Below are 15,030 nucleotides of genomic sequence, written 5' to 3' on the forward strand. Positions count from 1 at the left end.
ATCAAAGCAAATCCCTTTAACCACGCGGACTTGCGTGAGCTGTTGATGATCGAGTGGGAGTGAAATCGAGTCCTTCGAGGACTATCGCCAGTTATCGAAAAACTGCTGTAACGTGTTGATTTTAAAGAAAATACGTTGCGCCAGCTATCGGAAGCTATCGCCGGCCAGCAAAAACGGTTGTCGGTAGAACTGGCGGTAAGAATCGAAGGTTCGATTAAGACCCTCCCGTTTACTATCGAGACCAAATCGGTCTTTGACGGTAAAACACCCCTCTGGAAAGCTTGTTTCATGCGGTTTTCCGGGCGTCGACGGGTCTCCTGGCCCCTGACGGTAAAAGCCGTCACTCACAGGTGTAAAAACCTCGATGTTGACCGACACAGCACTGCGCAATTTGAAGCCTAAGTCCTTGACTTATAAGATTTCTAACCGGGACGGGATGTACGTGACGGTATCGCCGGCTGGCACCATCACCTTCCGCTACGATTACTGTCTCCACGGGCGCCGCGAGACCCTGACCATCGGCCGGTATTGCGCTCTGGGCATTTCGCTGGCGCTGGCCCGTGAAAAGCTGCTCGACGCCAAGAAGGCCGTCATGGCAGGCCGCTCTCCTGCGCTGGAGAAGCAGCGCGAGAAGCGCCGGCTGACTGCAGCTAAGAATTTTGGCGACGTGGCCCTCAGTTGGATGGCGGATGCCAATCCCTTTAACCACGCGGGTTTGGGCGGCTTGTTGATGATCGAGTGGGCCCGGAGGGCTACAGAGTAGCAGGGCGAGCTTTGTCGTGGTTTAGCTAAGCAATCGAGTTCGCTCGCGTATAGGCCCAACTGCTGTTCGGCAGAAGCTGAACGCACAGTGCGCGTGCGTTATGGCCCGCGCTTTCAGTTAAGGTGACTGATCGCTATTTGTTTTGGGTCAGCACCATCAGAACATCTGCGTACCAAGCGCAATTGAGTCCAAGCCACTCATCTTTGATCAGGTCGCGGGTGCGCATGTCCATGCGCGTGGAATGCACGCCGAGCAACTGCCAAGTCGGCAGAGAGGACCTGCGTTCTTGGTCTTTGCTCCTGCGTCGAACGACAGGCGCACCGCTGCTCCCACGGTGTGTGCGGGCATCGGTCAGGAAGTAGCCCTGTTGCTGGAAGCGCACGCCGTACGCCGAGGCGATCGATGCGCTGCGCGCTACGGCGAGGTGATGGATCGTGTCGTGGAACCCCAGCGGAAAACCAACGATCATCAAATTGTCTCCAATCGCCACGTCCTCATTTTTAGGGTCAAGGTGCGACTGGTCGAAGGCATGCAGCACCGCGTGCTCGGGCAGGCGGCTGGTCTGGATCTCGATGGTGGCGATGTCCACCGGGCCGCCCGTGTCGGCGGCCTGTCGCCACAGCGCGAGGCCGTTTCCATAGAGGGGTATCGAGAAGGTCGCGTACTGGGTCAGGTTGCTCGCATCGGTATGCAATTCGATCTCGACGCGGTCGGGAAAATGCTCGCTTGGCTCGTCGCAAAAGACATGCCGATTCGTCACAAGGAACAATCGATCATCGCGGCGGAAGAAGAAGCCGCTTGCACCGGTCAACAATCGCGTTCCAGCGTAAGTGTGGATATGGGTCGTGGTCAGCAGAATGGCCTCGACGGCCTGGCGTGGATTGGCGTTTCCCTGTGGCTGCACGATCCCGGCGAGCACCGCGCGCGTTCTGGCAATGTCCCGTTCAAAGGCGGCCAGCACATGGTCTGAAATGGGGGTGTTCAGAATGACCGTTCGAGCTGCTTCGGCATGTGCTTCGAACGAACGCACCAGAGTGTTATGGGTAGCGGGCGGTAATGCTTCCAGCAGAGAAGGAAGCAATGCGTCCAATGCGATCAGGCTGCCCTTGAGTTCGCAGATGCGCTCGGTGGCCTCCTGCAGATTTTTCATGGCAATGATGCCTTTCAGAAATGAGAAAGCGCGGATGAACCGCGCTTCGCAGGTAGGTGTGGAGAAGTGATTGGACCATCAGGCCCAATGCCTTCAACTCACGGCACGAATGTTGGAGGCTTGGGGGCCCTTGGCTCCCTCGGTGACTTCGAACTGCACGTGCTGGTTCTCAGTCAGGGTCTTGAAGCCGCCGGCTTGGATTTCACGGAAGTGGGCAAAGAGATCCTTGCCCCCGCTGTCGGGGGCGATGAAGCCGAAGCCCTTGCCTTCGTTGAACCATTTCACAGTTCCGGTTTGTGTCGTCATATCGATTTCCTTTCGAGGTTGCCGGGTCGCAAAAACGCATCCGGCGAAGAGACGCCAAGAAAATCATCAAAGGAGATTCGACACAGCCGCGGGAGGAACCCGGGAGAAGCGGAAAAAGACCGATGCAATGAATGCCTTGCACATATCAACGAACCCATAGTACGCGCATTGCGCCTTGCGTGCCGGTTTCTCTAACCTATATTTTCCTTGGCGTCGAGAGTCTGTGGCCGTGGCAACCACACTAACAGCGCCAGGCCAACGACCGCTGAGAACAGCGAGGCCAGGAAGATGCCGATCTTCGCGCTGTCCATCAACGGGCCGACCAGGGCAAGATTGGCAATGAACAGCGCCATCGTGAAGCCGATGCCTGCCAGAAAGCTGCCACCCGCCATGCTGCCCCAGTTCAGATCCGGAGGACGAATCGCCAGGCCGGAACGCAGAGCCAGCCAACTGAAAAGAAGAATGCCTGTTGGCTTGCCGATAGCAAAGCCCAGGAACACCGCCGCGGCGACAGGCTGGGCCGCGCTCGTCCACGAGAGTGCCAATCCTGCATTGGCGAGAGCGAAGATCGGCATGATGCAAAAGCTGACCCACGGGTGCAGTGCCATCTCCAGGCGCTCGACCGGCGAGAGCGACTCGCGCGCGGCAATCTCCGCCACCTGCAGGGTTCCCCGATCACTTGTGTGGGCGCTGCCTTGGTTGCCCGTTGGATGGGCGATGACCTGCCCCAGGATCGCGTAGAGCCGGCTGTCGCTTACCCAGCGCCTCGCAGGCGTCATCAGCCCAAGGATTACACCGGTGACCGTGGCGTGAAGTCCCGACGCATCGATGGCCAGCCAAGTGGCGCAGCCCGCGATGACATAGATCGGGATGCTTCGAATGCCGGCGGCGGCCAAACCGCGCAGGATGCCGATGCACAACCCGGCCAGGGCGAGCATGCGCCAGTCCATGTGTTGGCTGTATCCGACAGCGACCACCAGGATGGCGCCGATGTCATCGACGATCGCCAGGAACAACATGAACACCCGCAGACTGTGCGGAATGCGCTTGCCGAGCAATGCCAGACAGGCAATGACGAACGCGGTGTCGGTGGCCATCACAATGCCCCAGCCATGCTGGCCGGGTTGCGCCCACTGCAGTGCCAGATAGACGGATGCGGGCGCGACCATGCCGCCCAATGCCGCAGCGATGGACAAGGCTGCCATGCGCGGGTTGCGCATCTCGCCCAGGACGGCTTCGCGCTTGAGTTCGAGTGCCACCAGGAAGAAGAACAACGTCATCAGCCCGTCGTTGATCCAGCTTTTCAGCGAACGACCGAATTCGAACTCTCCGAGCCGCAGTTCGATGCGTGTTTCCCAGATGCCAAAGAAAGCATCTGCCCATGGAGAGTTGGACAGGAGGAGGGCGGCGATGGTGAACGTCAGCAGGACGGCACCACCGGCCGCCTCGATGTGCAGGAATCGGATAAAGGGTGGAGCGATCCGGTCGATCAATGCCCGGGGGAGCTGGACGGGTGCGGTGGAGTGGGGCCGTGGGTCATTCATGGGTTTCCCTGGTGGCATGGGGTCGTGTGCGTGATGGCCTCATGTCATCCATCCATGCGCGCACGGGCTTTTATCGGAGCTATTGACTCGCGCGGTCGGTGTCGGGAGCGCTCCATCGCGGGCCTTGGGTAGAGTGCGGTCCCGGTGCAGCAGCCTCAGTACGGCCTCGTCGCCGTGGCCGGCAGGTCGAGGAAGAACCGCACCATTTCCGCCGAGGCATCGGGGCCTGTGGCATCGGTGTAGGTGCCGCTCGCATCGCCCCCGGACCATGCGTGTCCTGCCCCATGGAGCGTCCATGACTCGATGCATGCATAGCCTTGACCGCAGGTATGGACCGTGCGGCTGTATTTCCGCCCGCCCCCCGCTTCGCCGGTTTGTGTGCTGCTGGCCGGCGTTCCGTGCGCCTGGCGCGCATGTTCGACGATCTGCACTCCGTTGCTGTGCTGGACCGTATGGTCCCGGTCGCCATGAAAAACGATGATGGCTGTGATCGCGGCGGCGTCATAGTGGGAGCACGTGCATGGAAGGGGTTCTTCATGGGTACTCTCTCAAAGTGAAAAGATTTTGTCGACAGAGATCAGCGAATGCGTTCGGCCAGGGCACGCCGCACGGCGGGACCGGCCTGGAAGGCTCACAGCACGATCACCGATGGCAGCGCATGCCAACTCCGGAGTGACGTTGTCCGCGATGCGCGCGAGCCCGACCACCTGAACCTGCAGGCGCTGACCGGTAGCCACCGCGCGTTCAAGATCCTCTCGTCCTACGTGCTACAAGCCCACGGTGAGAGTGCGCTGCGCCACCGCCTGCTTCACGACATTGGCGTGCAGGGCCAACTGATTGCGCACGGCCGTGCGGACAAGATCCGAGCGGTTTGTGTAGAAGCCTTCCTGCACCAACAGGTCGACGTGACCAATATCTACCATGCCCACTTTCCGGTCATCTTTTCGGTCTCGCCACCTTACTGTTTCAGTTCAGAGCGTGGGAACTCTCGTTCATAGCATCCATTTGAAATCCTTTTGAAGCATAAATGGCGTTCTCTGGTTGACTATCGCGACGGACGGATTCGCGCCACCGCAGGCCGATCCGCGGTCTGTCGACCTTTCGATGAGGCCGGTTGCGCAATGGATGGTCGGAGTCCGATGTTCAGCGCAAGGTGTGACCGGGCATGGCGATGGTGAACACGCAACCGCCATCAGGTGCGCGTCGCACATTGAGGGTGCCGCCGTTCAGTTCCACACTTCGGCGAGAAATAGTCAGGCCCAGGCCCATGCCGCTGCGGTCGTCTCCCGCCTGGGTGAACGGCTGGAACAGCGCCTGCATCGCCGCATCCGACAGGCCGGGGCCGTTGTCCTGCACGTCGATTAGGATGTGCTCGTCCTTGGCGCTGGCCTGCAGGCTGGCCACGCCGCCGTCAGCGCGCGAAAACTTGAACGCGTTCTGCAACAGGTTGCCCACGGCTGCGAGCATCAGGTCCCGGTCGGCGTCCAGAGCCAGCGACGGGTCCACGGCCGGGGCGCTGAACAGGCAACCCCGGCTCTGCGCCTCCATCGTGGCGGAGAGCTTGATTTCCGCGATGAACTCGGCCAGGGAAAACCGTTGCCGCTGCGCGGGCATGCCGGCGGTAATGCGCACCTCAGCCAGCGACCGATCGATCAGCTTGCTCATTCCTGCCAGCGCGCGGTCGAGCACGCCAGCTGTTGCGCCATTGGCTCCCACGTCTCCTGCCTTGATCGCCCGTTGCGCCAGCTTGGCGGCAAACAGCATGTTGCGTAATTCGTGCGCGAAAATGCCCAGACGCTCGTTGAGCGCCTGGGTGTGCCGGTCGGTCGCCTCGATCTCGCGCTGATGGGTGTATTCGGTGACGGCGCTGGCGATGGCATTGTCCAGGCAGCGGTTCAGGGTCCTGAATTCGTCCACGCCGATCGGCGTTCCGGTCTCGAACGCCATGTCGGAGATGGCTTGGCATAGGTCGCCGTAGTCGTGTACCACTTCCTCGACCGTGAAGCCGTGTCCCATAAGTTCCCGCCCGTGGCGGGTGGCGGAATCGCCGATTTCCGAGACAGCGCTGACGCCTCCTGCGACCCCGGAGACTTGGAGGCTGCGCTGCGGATCGTCGGTGCGCTCCGCCATCAGGGTCTGGATCAACTGATCCAGGAACACGGTAACCCCATGCGCGAGCTCTTCTTTGACCACCCCAGGCGATCGCAGGGCGACCTTGTCCCGGCAGCGCGCGATCAGCGTGCCACGGTTCGCAGATAGGAACTCATGCATCATCTGCACACAATACTCCTTGCAGGGGACAAATGGCCCAACGGCTGGATCGGAAAGGCGTTCTTCACAGTGTGATCACCAATAGATGGTCGCCTGGGGTGACCGGTACGTGTACGGCGCCGCCGAAGGCCAGCGCCACACCGTCCAGGACCGCCGACGAGATACCAGCGCAGTGCATCCCCGGCGATTCGACCTGGATGGTGTAGCGCGTCGCGCCGAGGACGACCTCGGCCTCGAAACCGGGCCATTCGGCTGGGATGCATGGATCAATGACGAGTACTTCACCTTCGCGGCGAATGCCCAGGATCCCTTCCATGCCAGCTCGGTGCATCCAGCCGGCGGCGCCGGTGTACCAGGTCCAGCCGCCCCGGCCTTCGTGCGGCGGCACCGAATACACGTCGGCCGCCACCACGTACGGCTCCACGCGGTAGCGCGCCGCATCTTGCGGTGTGCGTGCATGGTTGATGGGGTTGACCAGCTTGAACAGCGCGTGGGCGTGCGTGCCCGCCTGCGGGTCGGCGCGCAATTGCGTGAGCGCCAGAATGGCCCACATGGCCGCGTGGCTGTACTGGCCGCCGTTTTCGCGCAGGCCTGGTGGGTAGCCCACGATGTAGCCGGGGTCGCGGGGAGGGCGGTCGAAGGGCGGGGTGAAGAGCAGCGCCAGCCCAGGATCCGGCACCAGCAGGTGTGCGCGCAGTGATTCCATCGCGGCCTGGGCGCGGTCCGGATCGGCCGCACCAGACAGTACGGCCCAGGATTGGGCGATTGAATCGATGCGGCATTCCTCGTTGTCGCGGGTGCCCAGCCAAGTGCCGTCGTCGAAGGTGGCGCGCCGGTACCAGGCACCGTCCCAGGCCTCGCGCTCCAGCGCGGCAGTCACAGCCTGGGCATGGGCGCGCCAGCGTGCAGCACGGGCGGGGTCGCGCGCCTCCACCAGCGGGTTGAAGAGGGCCAGCGTGCGCACCAGCAGCCAACCCAGCCACACGCTCTGCCCCCGGCCATCCTGGCCTACGCGGTTCATGCCGTCGTTCCAATCGCCGGTCCCTATCAGCGGCAGACCCAATTTGCCAGTGAGCGCGATGCTCTGGTCCAATGCGCGCGCGCAGTGCTCAAACAGCGTCGCCGAGGCGCAGGCCTGCATGGGCTGGAAGAAGGCGTCATGCTCGCCGTCCTGCAGCACGGGGCCTTCCAGGAAGGCGATGGATTCGTCCAGCACTGCCGCATCGCCCGAGACGGCGACGTAGCTGGCCGCGGCGAAGGCTAGCCAGACGCGATCGTCCGAAATGCGTGTGCGCACGCCTTGGCCCGAATGCGGCAGCCACCAGTGCTGCACGTCGCCCTCCACGAACTGGCGGCCCGCGGCGCGCAGCAGGTGTCGGCGCGTCTCTTCGGGCCGCGCGAAGGCCAGCGCCATACCGTCTTGGAGCTGATCGCGAAAGCCGTAGGCGCCGCTGGCCTGGTAGAAGGCCGAGCGGGCCCAGATGCGGCAGACCAGTGTCTGGTAGAGCAGCCAGCCATTGAGCAGGATGTCCATCGCGCGGTCGGGCGTGCGCACCTGCACGGCGCCCAGCAGGGCATCCCAATGGTCTCGCACCCGCCGCAGTTCGGCGTCCAGGTTGGCCTCTCGCCAGCGCGCCGCCAGCGCCACGCTCTCCTGCGCGTTGCCGCATTGCCCGAGCAGGGCGATCACGTCCACTGATTCGCCGGGACGCAGCACCAGGCTGCACTGCAGCGCAGCGCAGGGGTCCAGGCCTGGGCCCACCGCGCCGGACAGGGTTGCCAGGCTCCGCAATGCCGCCGGTGCCGCCAGGCTGCCGTAACAGCCCAGGAATTCCGTGCGGTCGGCGGTCCAGGCGCTCTGCCGGCCCGCGAGGTCGGCAAAGGCAACGCGGCCCGGGAAGGCTGTGCTCCAGGGGTTGCGCGCCAGCAGCACGCCACTGGCCGCATCGGCCTCGGTCAGGATGAAAGGCGCGCAGGCGGCCCGCGAGGCGCCCAGCACCCATTCTGCATAGGCCGTGACTGACAGGCGCCGCGTCTGTGCGCCGCGGTTGCGCAAGGTGAGGCGCGACACCTTGACAGGGTCTTCCAGCGGTACGAATTGCAGTAGTTCCAGCGCGATACCATGCGCCTCGTGCGTGAAGCGACTGTAGCCATGGCCGTGGCGCGCAACATAGATGCCGCCGTCGCGGATCGGCTGCGCCGTAGGGCTCCAGAGCTGGCCGCTCGCCTCGTCGCGCACGAAGAAGGCCTCGCCGGTGGGATCGGTCACCGGATCGTTGGACCATGGGGTGAGTTGGTTCTCCCGGCTGTTGCCGGCCCAGGTGCTGGCGCTGCCGTCGGCCGAGACCTGGAAGCCGAAGCCCGGGTTGGCGATGACGTTGATCCAGGGTGCGGGTGTGGTCTGGCCATCGGCGAGGACGGTCACGTATTCGCGGCCGTCGAGGTCGAAGCCGCCGAGTCCGTTGAAGAACTCCAGCCGCGCTGTGTTCGGGCCCTGCGCCTGCCTAGGCAGGGCGGAGGATGGCAGCTGCGCGGCCGATTTGAGCGCAGAGCTCGCGGTGAGCGTCGCCTCGGGCAGTCGCGCAATTTGCCGGGCGATGTCGCCCCGACGCGCCAGCAGCACCACGCGGGCTGCTGACTGTAGCAGGCCGCGGGCCGACGCGTCCATCAAGTCTGCGCGCAGCGTATGGACCACACCCCGGGCCATCGCCTCACCGTCGAGGCGGGGGCGTGACTGGCTGCGGCGCACGGCGGTCTCGATGGCTGTCTGCAGGTCCTGCACATAGGACGAGGCGCGCTCGTTGACGATCACCAGGTCGACGCTCAGTCCCTTCATACGCCAGTACTCGTGCGCGCGCAGCAGTTGGCGCACCTGGGCGATGTCCTCGATTTCGTCGATGCGCAGCAGCACGATCGGCAAGTCGCCCGAGACCGCGTGCCGCCACAGGCCAGACTGCGGGCCGGCGCCTCGTGTGATCGCTTCGGCCGGCGCGCGAAAGCGTGCGTCGGCATATAGGATGGGCGCGGCCAGCCGCTGAAAATCCGCGGCTTCGTCGGCCTCGATGCCGATGTGCCGCAACTGCACCTGGGCCTGGGTCCAGGCCAGCGTGCGTGCGCGCTCGAAGGCACTGCGGTCGTGATGCTGGTCGACCAGGTCGAGCAGCGCCTCGCGCGTGGGAGCCACCAGCGTCCAGAAGGCCAGCCGCGCCATCTGGCCCGGGGCGATGCGCACGCGGTGGCGCACCGAGAAGACTGGGTCCAGCACCGTGCCGGCCGTGCCGGACAGCGCGGCGCCGTCTCCCATGGCCTGCGCCGTGGCGGCCGTGCGGCCCCGACCCAGGAAGCACGCCCGGTCGGATTCGTACTGCGCTGGGCCTGTGGCGATGCCTTCGACGACCGCGAAATGCGCGGCCCAAACCGGTGGCTCGTCCGGCGTGCGCGGGCGGCGCGTGGCGATCAGGGCGCCGAACTCGGGCAGGTATTCGGTCTGCACGAACATCTTGGCGAAGGCCGGATGGGCATCGTCGGCCGCGGGCGGCGCCAGCACCACCTCGGCGTAGGAGGTGAGTTCGACCTCACGCGCCTTGCGGCCGGTGTTGACGACCGTGACACGGCGCACTTCGCCGTCGGCTTCGGCCGACACCACCACCTCCATCGTGGTCGTCAGGCTGCCGTCGTGCCGCGTGAAGGCGGCGTGATCCTCGGCGAAGACCACTTCATGGCTGTCGGTCGCCACGCCCAGGGGCTGTGCCGCGGCGGACCAGACCCGGCCGCTGTCCGTGTCTCGCAGGTAGACGTAGGCGCCCCAGTCGTCGCGGGTCGCGTCTTCGCGCCAGCGGGTCACGGCCAGGTCGCGCCAGCGGCTGTAGCCCGTGCCCGCCGCGGTCAGCATGACGGCGTAGCGCCCGTTGGACAGCAGGTGCGTGGCGGGTGCGGCCATGGTCGACATGCTTATGCGCCGCACCGCGTTCAGGTCGCCATGCGGCTCGGACGCGCCGGATGGCACTTCCTCGGCGCGCGCGTGCGCCACGGCGACGAGGCGCGGCATGCGCTCCTGCAGCAGCAGTTCGCAGGCCTGGATCATCGGCTCACGATGGAAGCGTTCTCGCATGCGCGCGCCCTGCAGCGTGTTGGCGATGGCGACCAGCGTCATGCCCTGGTGGTGCGCCATGAAGTTGCGCACGATGGCGACCTGTGATCCGCTGGGCAGCCGGGCGCGCGTGAAGTCCAGTGCCTCGTAGAAGCCATGGCGCCCAAGCGCGCCCAGCGCCTGCAGGCGCTCGAAGTTTCGCTGCGCGAGCGGTGCATCGACCATGCTGGCTAGACCTGTGGCGTAGGGCGCGATCACCAGGTCCTCGGCCAGGCCGCGCTTGAGGCCCAGGCCCGGCACGCCGAAGTTGGAGTACTGGTAGGTGAATTCCAGGTCGCGGGCGTTGTAGGCCGATTCGGAGATGCCCCATGGCACGCCAATCTGCCGGCCGTAGGCCACCTGGCGCTGCACGATCAGGCGGTTGGTCTGCTCCAGCAGGCTGCCGGCCGGCGCACGCATCACCAGCGAGGGCATCAGGTACTCGAACATCGACCCGGACCAGGACACCAGGGCCGATCCGTGGCCCACGGGGATGGCGCTACGGCCCAGGCGAAACCAGTGGCGCGTGGGCACCTCGCCCTTGGCGATCGCGAACAGGCTTGCCAGCCGCGCTTCGGACGCCAGCAGGTCGTAGCAGTTGGCGTCGAGTACGTTCTCCACCGCGGCATAACCGATGGACAGCAGCTTGCGCTCGGGGTCCAGCAGGAAGGCGAAGTCCATGTCGAGCGCCAGCGTGCGGGCCTGTTGCGCCAGGGCTTGCCAGCGGGCATCGAGGCTATGCGCCGCGGCGGCGAGTGACGCGGCGTCGCGCGCCTGCTGCTTGATCCGCCCGCGCAGCGTATCGATCCAGAATAGAAGGTCGTCGCCCTCCGCATGCACTGCCGAAACCAGCCCACGCGCTTCTTCTGCTGCCTTGTTGGCCAAACGCTGGAGTACCGGCAGCAACAGGCCGGCAGGACTCTGTAGCCCGGCGTCGATGTCATCGAGGATGGCCCGCAGCCGCTGGCCCTGCGGCCCCTGGGCCGCGGGTTTGGCAGACGCCGACTCGCGGGCCAGCGCGAGTGCATCGCTGGCGCCCTCCGTCCAGTCGGCCGGTAGCGGCGCACCCATCCATTCCTCGCAGGCGTTGGCCAGCGCGATCAGGTGGCCCGCCAGGTTGCCGCTGTCCACCGACGACACATAGGCCGGTGCCAGCACCCGGGTCGTGCGCGTGTCGTACCAGTTGTAGAAATGGCCTCGGAACCGCTCCAGCGTCTGCAGGGTGGCGAAAGTCGCTTCCAGGCGCTCGCAGGTCTGCAGTGCTCCAGCCCATCCGAAGTCACGGGCCGCCACCGCCGACAGCAGGTACAGGCCGACGTTGGTGGGGGAGGTGCGGTGCGCGACCACCGGCTTCGGGTCTTCCTGGAAGTTGTCCGGCGGCAGCATGTGCTCGGCCGGCGTCACGAAGGTCTCGAAGAAGCGCCAGGTGCGCCGTGCCGTGCGCCGCAGGGCCAGGGCATCGGCGAGTTGGGGCGCGCCGGATGGCACGAGCGGCGGGCGGCGGCTGGCGCGCCAAGCCAGGGCCGGCGCCGCGAGCCAGAGCACCAGCAGACCCAATGCCATGGGCCATGCAGCGGACGAGAACACGCCAACGCCCACGGCCAATGCCACGGCCAGCAGCACGCCGCCGGCCATTTGCCCATAGAAGCCCGCTACGCCGGGCCGCGGGCGACCGGCGGACTGGGCGGCGGTGGTCCATTCCAGCAGGTGTCGATGGGTCGCGTACAGCCTGATCAGCGTGCGCGTGATGGCGTCCAGAGCGCGCCAGGCCTGGTCAGGCAGCAGGGTCAGCGTCCAGGCCGCCTGCAGCGCGGCCATCCGAAGATCGCTGGCCAGCAGGCGCAGGTGGCTGCCCAGCCCGATGCCTGCGCGCGGCGGCCCCAGCCCCGCCAGGCTGGGCAGGAAGGCTGGCACGGCCAGCGCCAGCACCAGCAGCCCCATGGCCTGCAGTGATTGAGGCCAGGGCAGCCAGGCGCACAGCGCGAAGGCCAGCAGGCTCGTGGGCGCCAGCAAGGACCGCCGCAGGTTGTCGATCATCTTCCAGCGGCCCACCGGCGGCACGGCCGCGCCCGCGTGGCGCCGCCCGAGAACCCAGGGCAGGAGCTGCCAGTCGCCGCGCGTCCAGCGGTGTTGGCGTCGTGCGGCGACGTCGTAACGGGCCGGGAATTCCTCGACCACCTCGACGTCCGACGCGAGGCCCGCGCGCGCGAACACGCCCTCGAACAGGTCGTGACTGAGCATTGTGTTCTCGGGAATGCGCCCGGCTAGCGCGGCCTCGAAGGCATCGACGTCGTAGATGCCCTTGCCGGTGTAGGAGCCTTCGCCGAACAGGTCCTGGTAGACGTCGGACACTGCGGATGCGTAGGGGTCCATGCCGCCCGCGCCGGACGACAGCCGCTGGTAGAGCGAGCCATCGCGGCCCAACGGCAGCGCCGGCGTTACGCGTGGCTGCAGGATGGCGTGGCCGCCCACCACGCGCTGTTCGGCATCGTTCCAACGGACGCGGTTCAAGGGGTGGGCCATCTTGCCTATCAGGCGCAGCGCCGCGTCGCGCGGCAGCCGGGTGTCGGCATCCAGCGTGATGACATAGCGCACGCCGGCCAGGATGTCGGGCTGCGCGCCGCCATCGAGTGGCATGAAGCTGGTGTCGGTGGCGCCGCGCAGCAGCCGGTTGAGTTCGTGTAGCTTGCCGCGCTTGCGCTCCCAGCCCATCCAGCAGCTCTCGCTGGCGTTGAACTGGCGCCGTCGGTGCAACAGGTAGAAGCGTTTGCCGCCCGGGGCCGGGCCGTGCCGTTGGTTCAAGATGGCGATGGCCTTCTGCGCGATGCCGATCAGGTGGGCGTCTCCGTCCTGCACCTCCGTGTCCGCATCGAGGCCGTCCGACAGCAGGGCAAAAGACAGGTCGCCACTTGCGCCGGCCAGATGGTGGACCTCAAGGCTCTCGATGTGGCTGCGCAGCTCCGCCTCGCTGGACAGCAGCGTGGGCACGACGACCAGTGTGCGCAGGTTCGCAGGAACCCCGTCGACCAACGCCAGGGCAGGGAGTCCCACGGGGCCAGCGCGCGCGGCGATTGCTCGCTGGACGAAGGCTGTAGCCACCTCGGTGGCGGGCAGGAATGCGGCCAGCGCAAGCGCCGCCAGCAGCCCGGCGGGAGCTGCCGCCGAGGCACCTGTGGCGAAGACGGCCCAGAACGCCAGGCCCAGCAGCATCGCTGCCAACGCGAGGATGGCGGCTACGTAGCCGCCAAGCCCGAGGCGGATGTTGAAGCGGTCGATGCGCATGGCCAGCGGCGGCCTGAATCCAATGGCCTGCTCCAATTCGCCGCGCCCCTCGGCGATCAGGTAATGGCCGGGATCTGTCATGCTGGCGTCATGGACGCGAAGCTCGGACGTCATTTGCGAAGCCGCCAGTGCCAACGCCCGCTCAGCAATCGCGAGTTCGGACAGGGGTGAACCTCGTGCCAGTTGCTCGATCGCAGCGCGGTAGCGGTTGCGTGTCGGAAAATCCATCTCTGCGAAGGCGCTGACGGCCCGCAGGCGCGCATCAACGAGACTGTTGCTCTCGAACAGATCAGCCCAGTCGATGTCCGACATCAGGCGCATGCTGGTGATGACGTTGCGTACCGAGACGTTGGAGGCGCCCTGGCGCTGTTGTGCATGCAGGATGGCCTGGTCCGCATCCGTACCCTGGTTGCGCAGCCGCTCGTCCAGCCATTGCAGAGCCGGCGTGGTGCGCGGATCCTGGTCGCGCAAGCGCTTGGCGAGCTGCGCGGCGAACAGTTCGGATATCGGGCCGCTCGCCCGCGTTGCAATGTCCCGGTCCAGCGCTGCATACGCGCCGCCTGGCTCGAGCAGACGGTCGGCGAGGCGTTGCGCGTCGGCGCGCGCGGCGCGTCCAGCCGTGATCTGGTCGGCCAGCCGGCGCAGGTTCTCTATCAGTACGATGCGCAGAGTGATCGCTACGGCCCAGAGTTCGCTGATGTCCAGCGGCTGGACTTCCTGATAGGCCGCGATGAAGCGGCGTAGGATGGCGGGGTCGAAGTGGCTGTCGGTATGGGCGACGAAGGCCCAGGCGAGTCCGAAGACGCGTGGATAGCCCGCCAGCGGACCGTCTGCCAGCTTGGGCAACTGGTGGTAGTAGCCCGGTGGCAGGTCGGTGCGGATCTCGCGCACTTGCGCCTCGACCACGTGGTAGTTGTCCAGCAGCCACTCGGCGGCCGGAACCACGCGGCGGCCCGCAGCCACTTCCGCAGCACCCGCACGGTAGGCCAGCAGCAGCTCGGCGGCGTTGCAGCGCAGCCGGCTGTGCAGCGAAGGCACCCGGGGCGGGCTGGCGCTGACCCGCTGGGCCGCGGCGAGGCTGCGCGCGTGCTGTTCCAGGCGCTCGATGCCGAATAGTTCCTCACGCAGAGGTGCGGTATCGGCCCAAGGACCTGGGATAGCGCGCCGGAACGCTAAATGAATAACTGGATGCATGGGCGCCTTTCAGGGCGCCACGGGCACGGGAGGCCCCGATCACCCCGCCGAGCAGAAGATGGGCAAGATGGCCCTTGTGGAAGCGGCTGGGCGATGTGAACCAGTGCGCCTGTCAAGACTTCTTGGAAGTCTGCACAGGTGTCGCTGCGGCCCTGGCCAGTACCGGGGAGGCCGGGGCTGCCGGCGCCGGTTTCTTTTTAGGTTTTTTTAGTTCCCGGTTGCCGCGCTTTCGCTCTTTTCCTGCCATGGAGTGCTCCTGCTCTTGAATGTCAGCCCGCTATTGCGGGCGAAATGCTCAACCACTGGATGTAATGGCTGGCGTGTGCGTCAGGAAGGGAAGGGTTCTGCAGGACGCTGGCGTCAATCAGCGGGAAGCGAAGGGGCCGCCCAT

The 15,030-nt window shown here is 65.8% G+C and carries 6 protein-coding genes and 2 pseudogenes; 1 reads left to right on the forward strand and 7 read right to left on the reverse strand.

Annotated elements, in window-relative coordinates; all coding sequences use genetic code 11:
• Nucleotides 1-364 precede the first annotated feature (364 nt).
• Nucleotides 365-688, forward strand: a pseudogene (locus QY917_RS02955) (Arm DNA-binding domain-containing protein); the annotation flags it as partial.
• 208 nt (nt 689-896) lie between these two features.
• Here the strand turns inward: QY917_RS02955 and QY917_RS02960 are convergent.
• The 7 genes and pseudogenes from QY917_RS02960 to QY917_RS02990 all read right to left on the reverse strand — a co-directional run bounded on the left by QY917_RS02960 (nt 897) and on the right by QY917_RS02990 (nt 14,639).
• A complete protein-coding gene (locus QY917_RS02960; protein WP_091571039.1) occupies nt 897-1,913 on the reverse strand; it encodes a serine protease in 1,017 nt (338 codons plus the stop codon).
• Between the two features lie 93 nt (nt 1,914-2,006).
• Nucleotides 2,007-2,219 carry a cold-shock protein gene (locus tag QY917_RS02965; RefSeq protein WP_091571041.1) on the reverse strand — a complete coding sequence of 71 codons (213 nt, stop codon included), beginning with the start codon at nt 2,217-2,219 and terminating at the stop codon, nt 2,007-2,009.
• A 191-nt stretch (nt 2,220-2,410) separates the two neighbouring features.
• Nucleotides 2,411-3,763, reverse strand: coding sequence for a Na+/H+ antiporter NhaA (gene nhaA / locus QY917_RS02970; protein ID WP_123676504.1), 1,353 nt, complete (start codon nt 3,761-3,763; stop codon nt 2,411-2,413).
• A gap of 155 nt (nt 3,764-3,918) precedes the next feature.
• A complete protein-coding gene (locus QY917_RS02975) occupies nt 3,919-4,194 on the reverse strand; it encodes a hypothetical protein (RefSeq protein ID WP_148061012.1) in 276 nt (91 codons plus the stop codon).
• Nucleotides 4,195-4,394: 200 nt separating this feature from the next.
• Nucleotides 4,395-4,703 (reverse strand): annotated as a pseudogene (locus tag QY917_RS02980) (CopG family transcriptional regulator).
• A gap of 203 nt (nt 4,704-4,906) precedes the next feature.
• Entirely contained in the window at nt 4,907-6,037 is a 1,131-nt protein-coding gene (locus QY917_RS02985) for a sensor histidine kinase KdpD (RefSeq protein WP_302079263.1), read from the reverse strand.
• Nucleotides 6,038-6,098: 61 nt separating this feature from the next.
• Nucleotides 6,099-14,639, reverse strand: a complete 8,541-nt coding sequence (locus QY917_RS02990; RefSeq protein ID WP_123676503.1) for a glucoamylase family protein — start codon at nt 14,637-14,639, stop codon at nt 6,099-6,101.
• Between the last annotated feature and the right edge of the window lie 391 nt (nt 14,640-15,030).

This window comes from Diaphorobacter sp. C33, from assembly GCF_030503915.1.
Taxonomy (GTDB): Bacteria; Pseudomonadota; Gammaproteobacteria; order Burkholderiales; family Burkholderiaceae_C; genus Diaphorobacter; species Diaphorobacter nitroreducens.

What these genes read in the sequence shown, in the direction of transcription:
- QY917_RS02960 (WP_091571039.1), bottom strand. Translation starts at nt 1,913, where the DNA reads ATGAAAAATCTGCAGGAGGCCACCGAGCGCATCTGCGAACTCAAGGGC.
- QY917_RS02965 (WP_091571041.1), bottom strand. Translation starts at nt 2,219, where the DNA reads ATGACGACACAAACCGGAACTGTGAAATGGTTCAACGAAGGCAAGGGC.
- nhaA (WP_123676504.1), bottom strand. Translation starts at nt 3,763, where the DNA reads ATGAATGACCCACGGCCCCACTCCACCGCACCCGTCCAGCTCCCCCGG.
- QY917_RS02985 (WP_302079263.1), bottom strand. Translation starts at nt 6,037, where the DNA reads ATGATGCATGAGTTCCTATCTGCGAACCGTGGCACGCTGATCGCGCGC.
- QY917_RS02990 (WP_123676503.1), bottom strand. Translation starts at nt 14,639, where the DNA reads ATGCATCCAGTTATTCATTTAGCGTTCCGGCGCGCTATCCCAGGTCCT.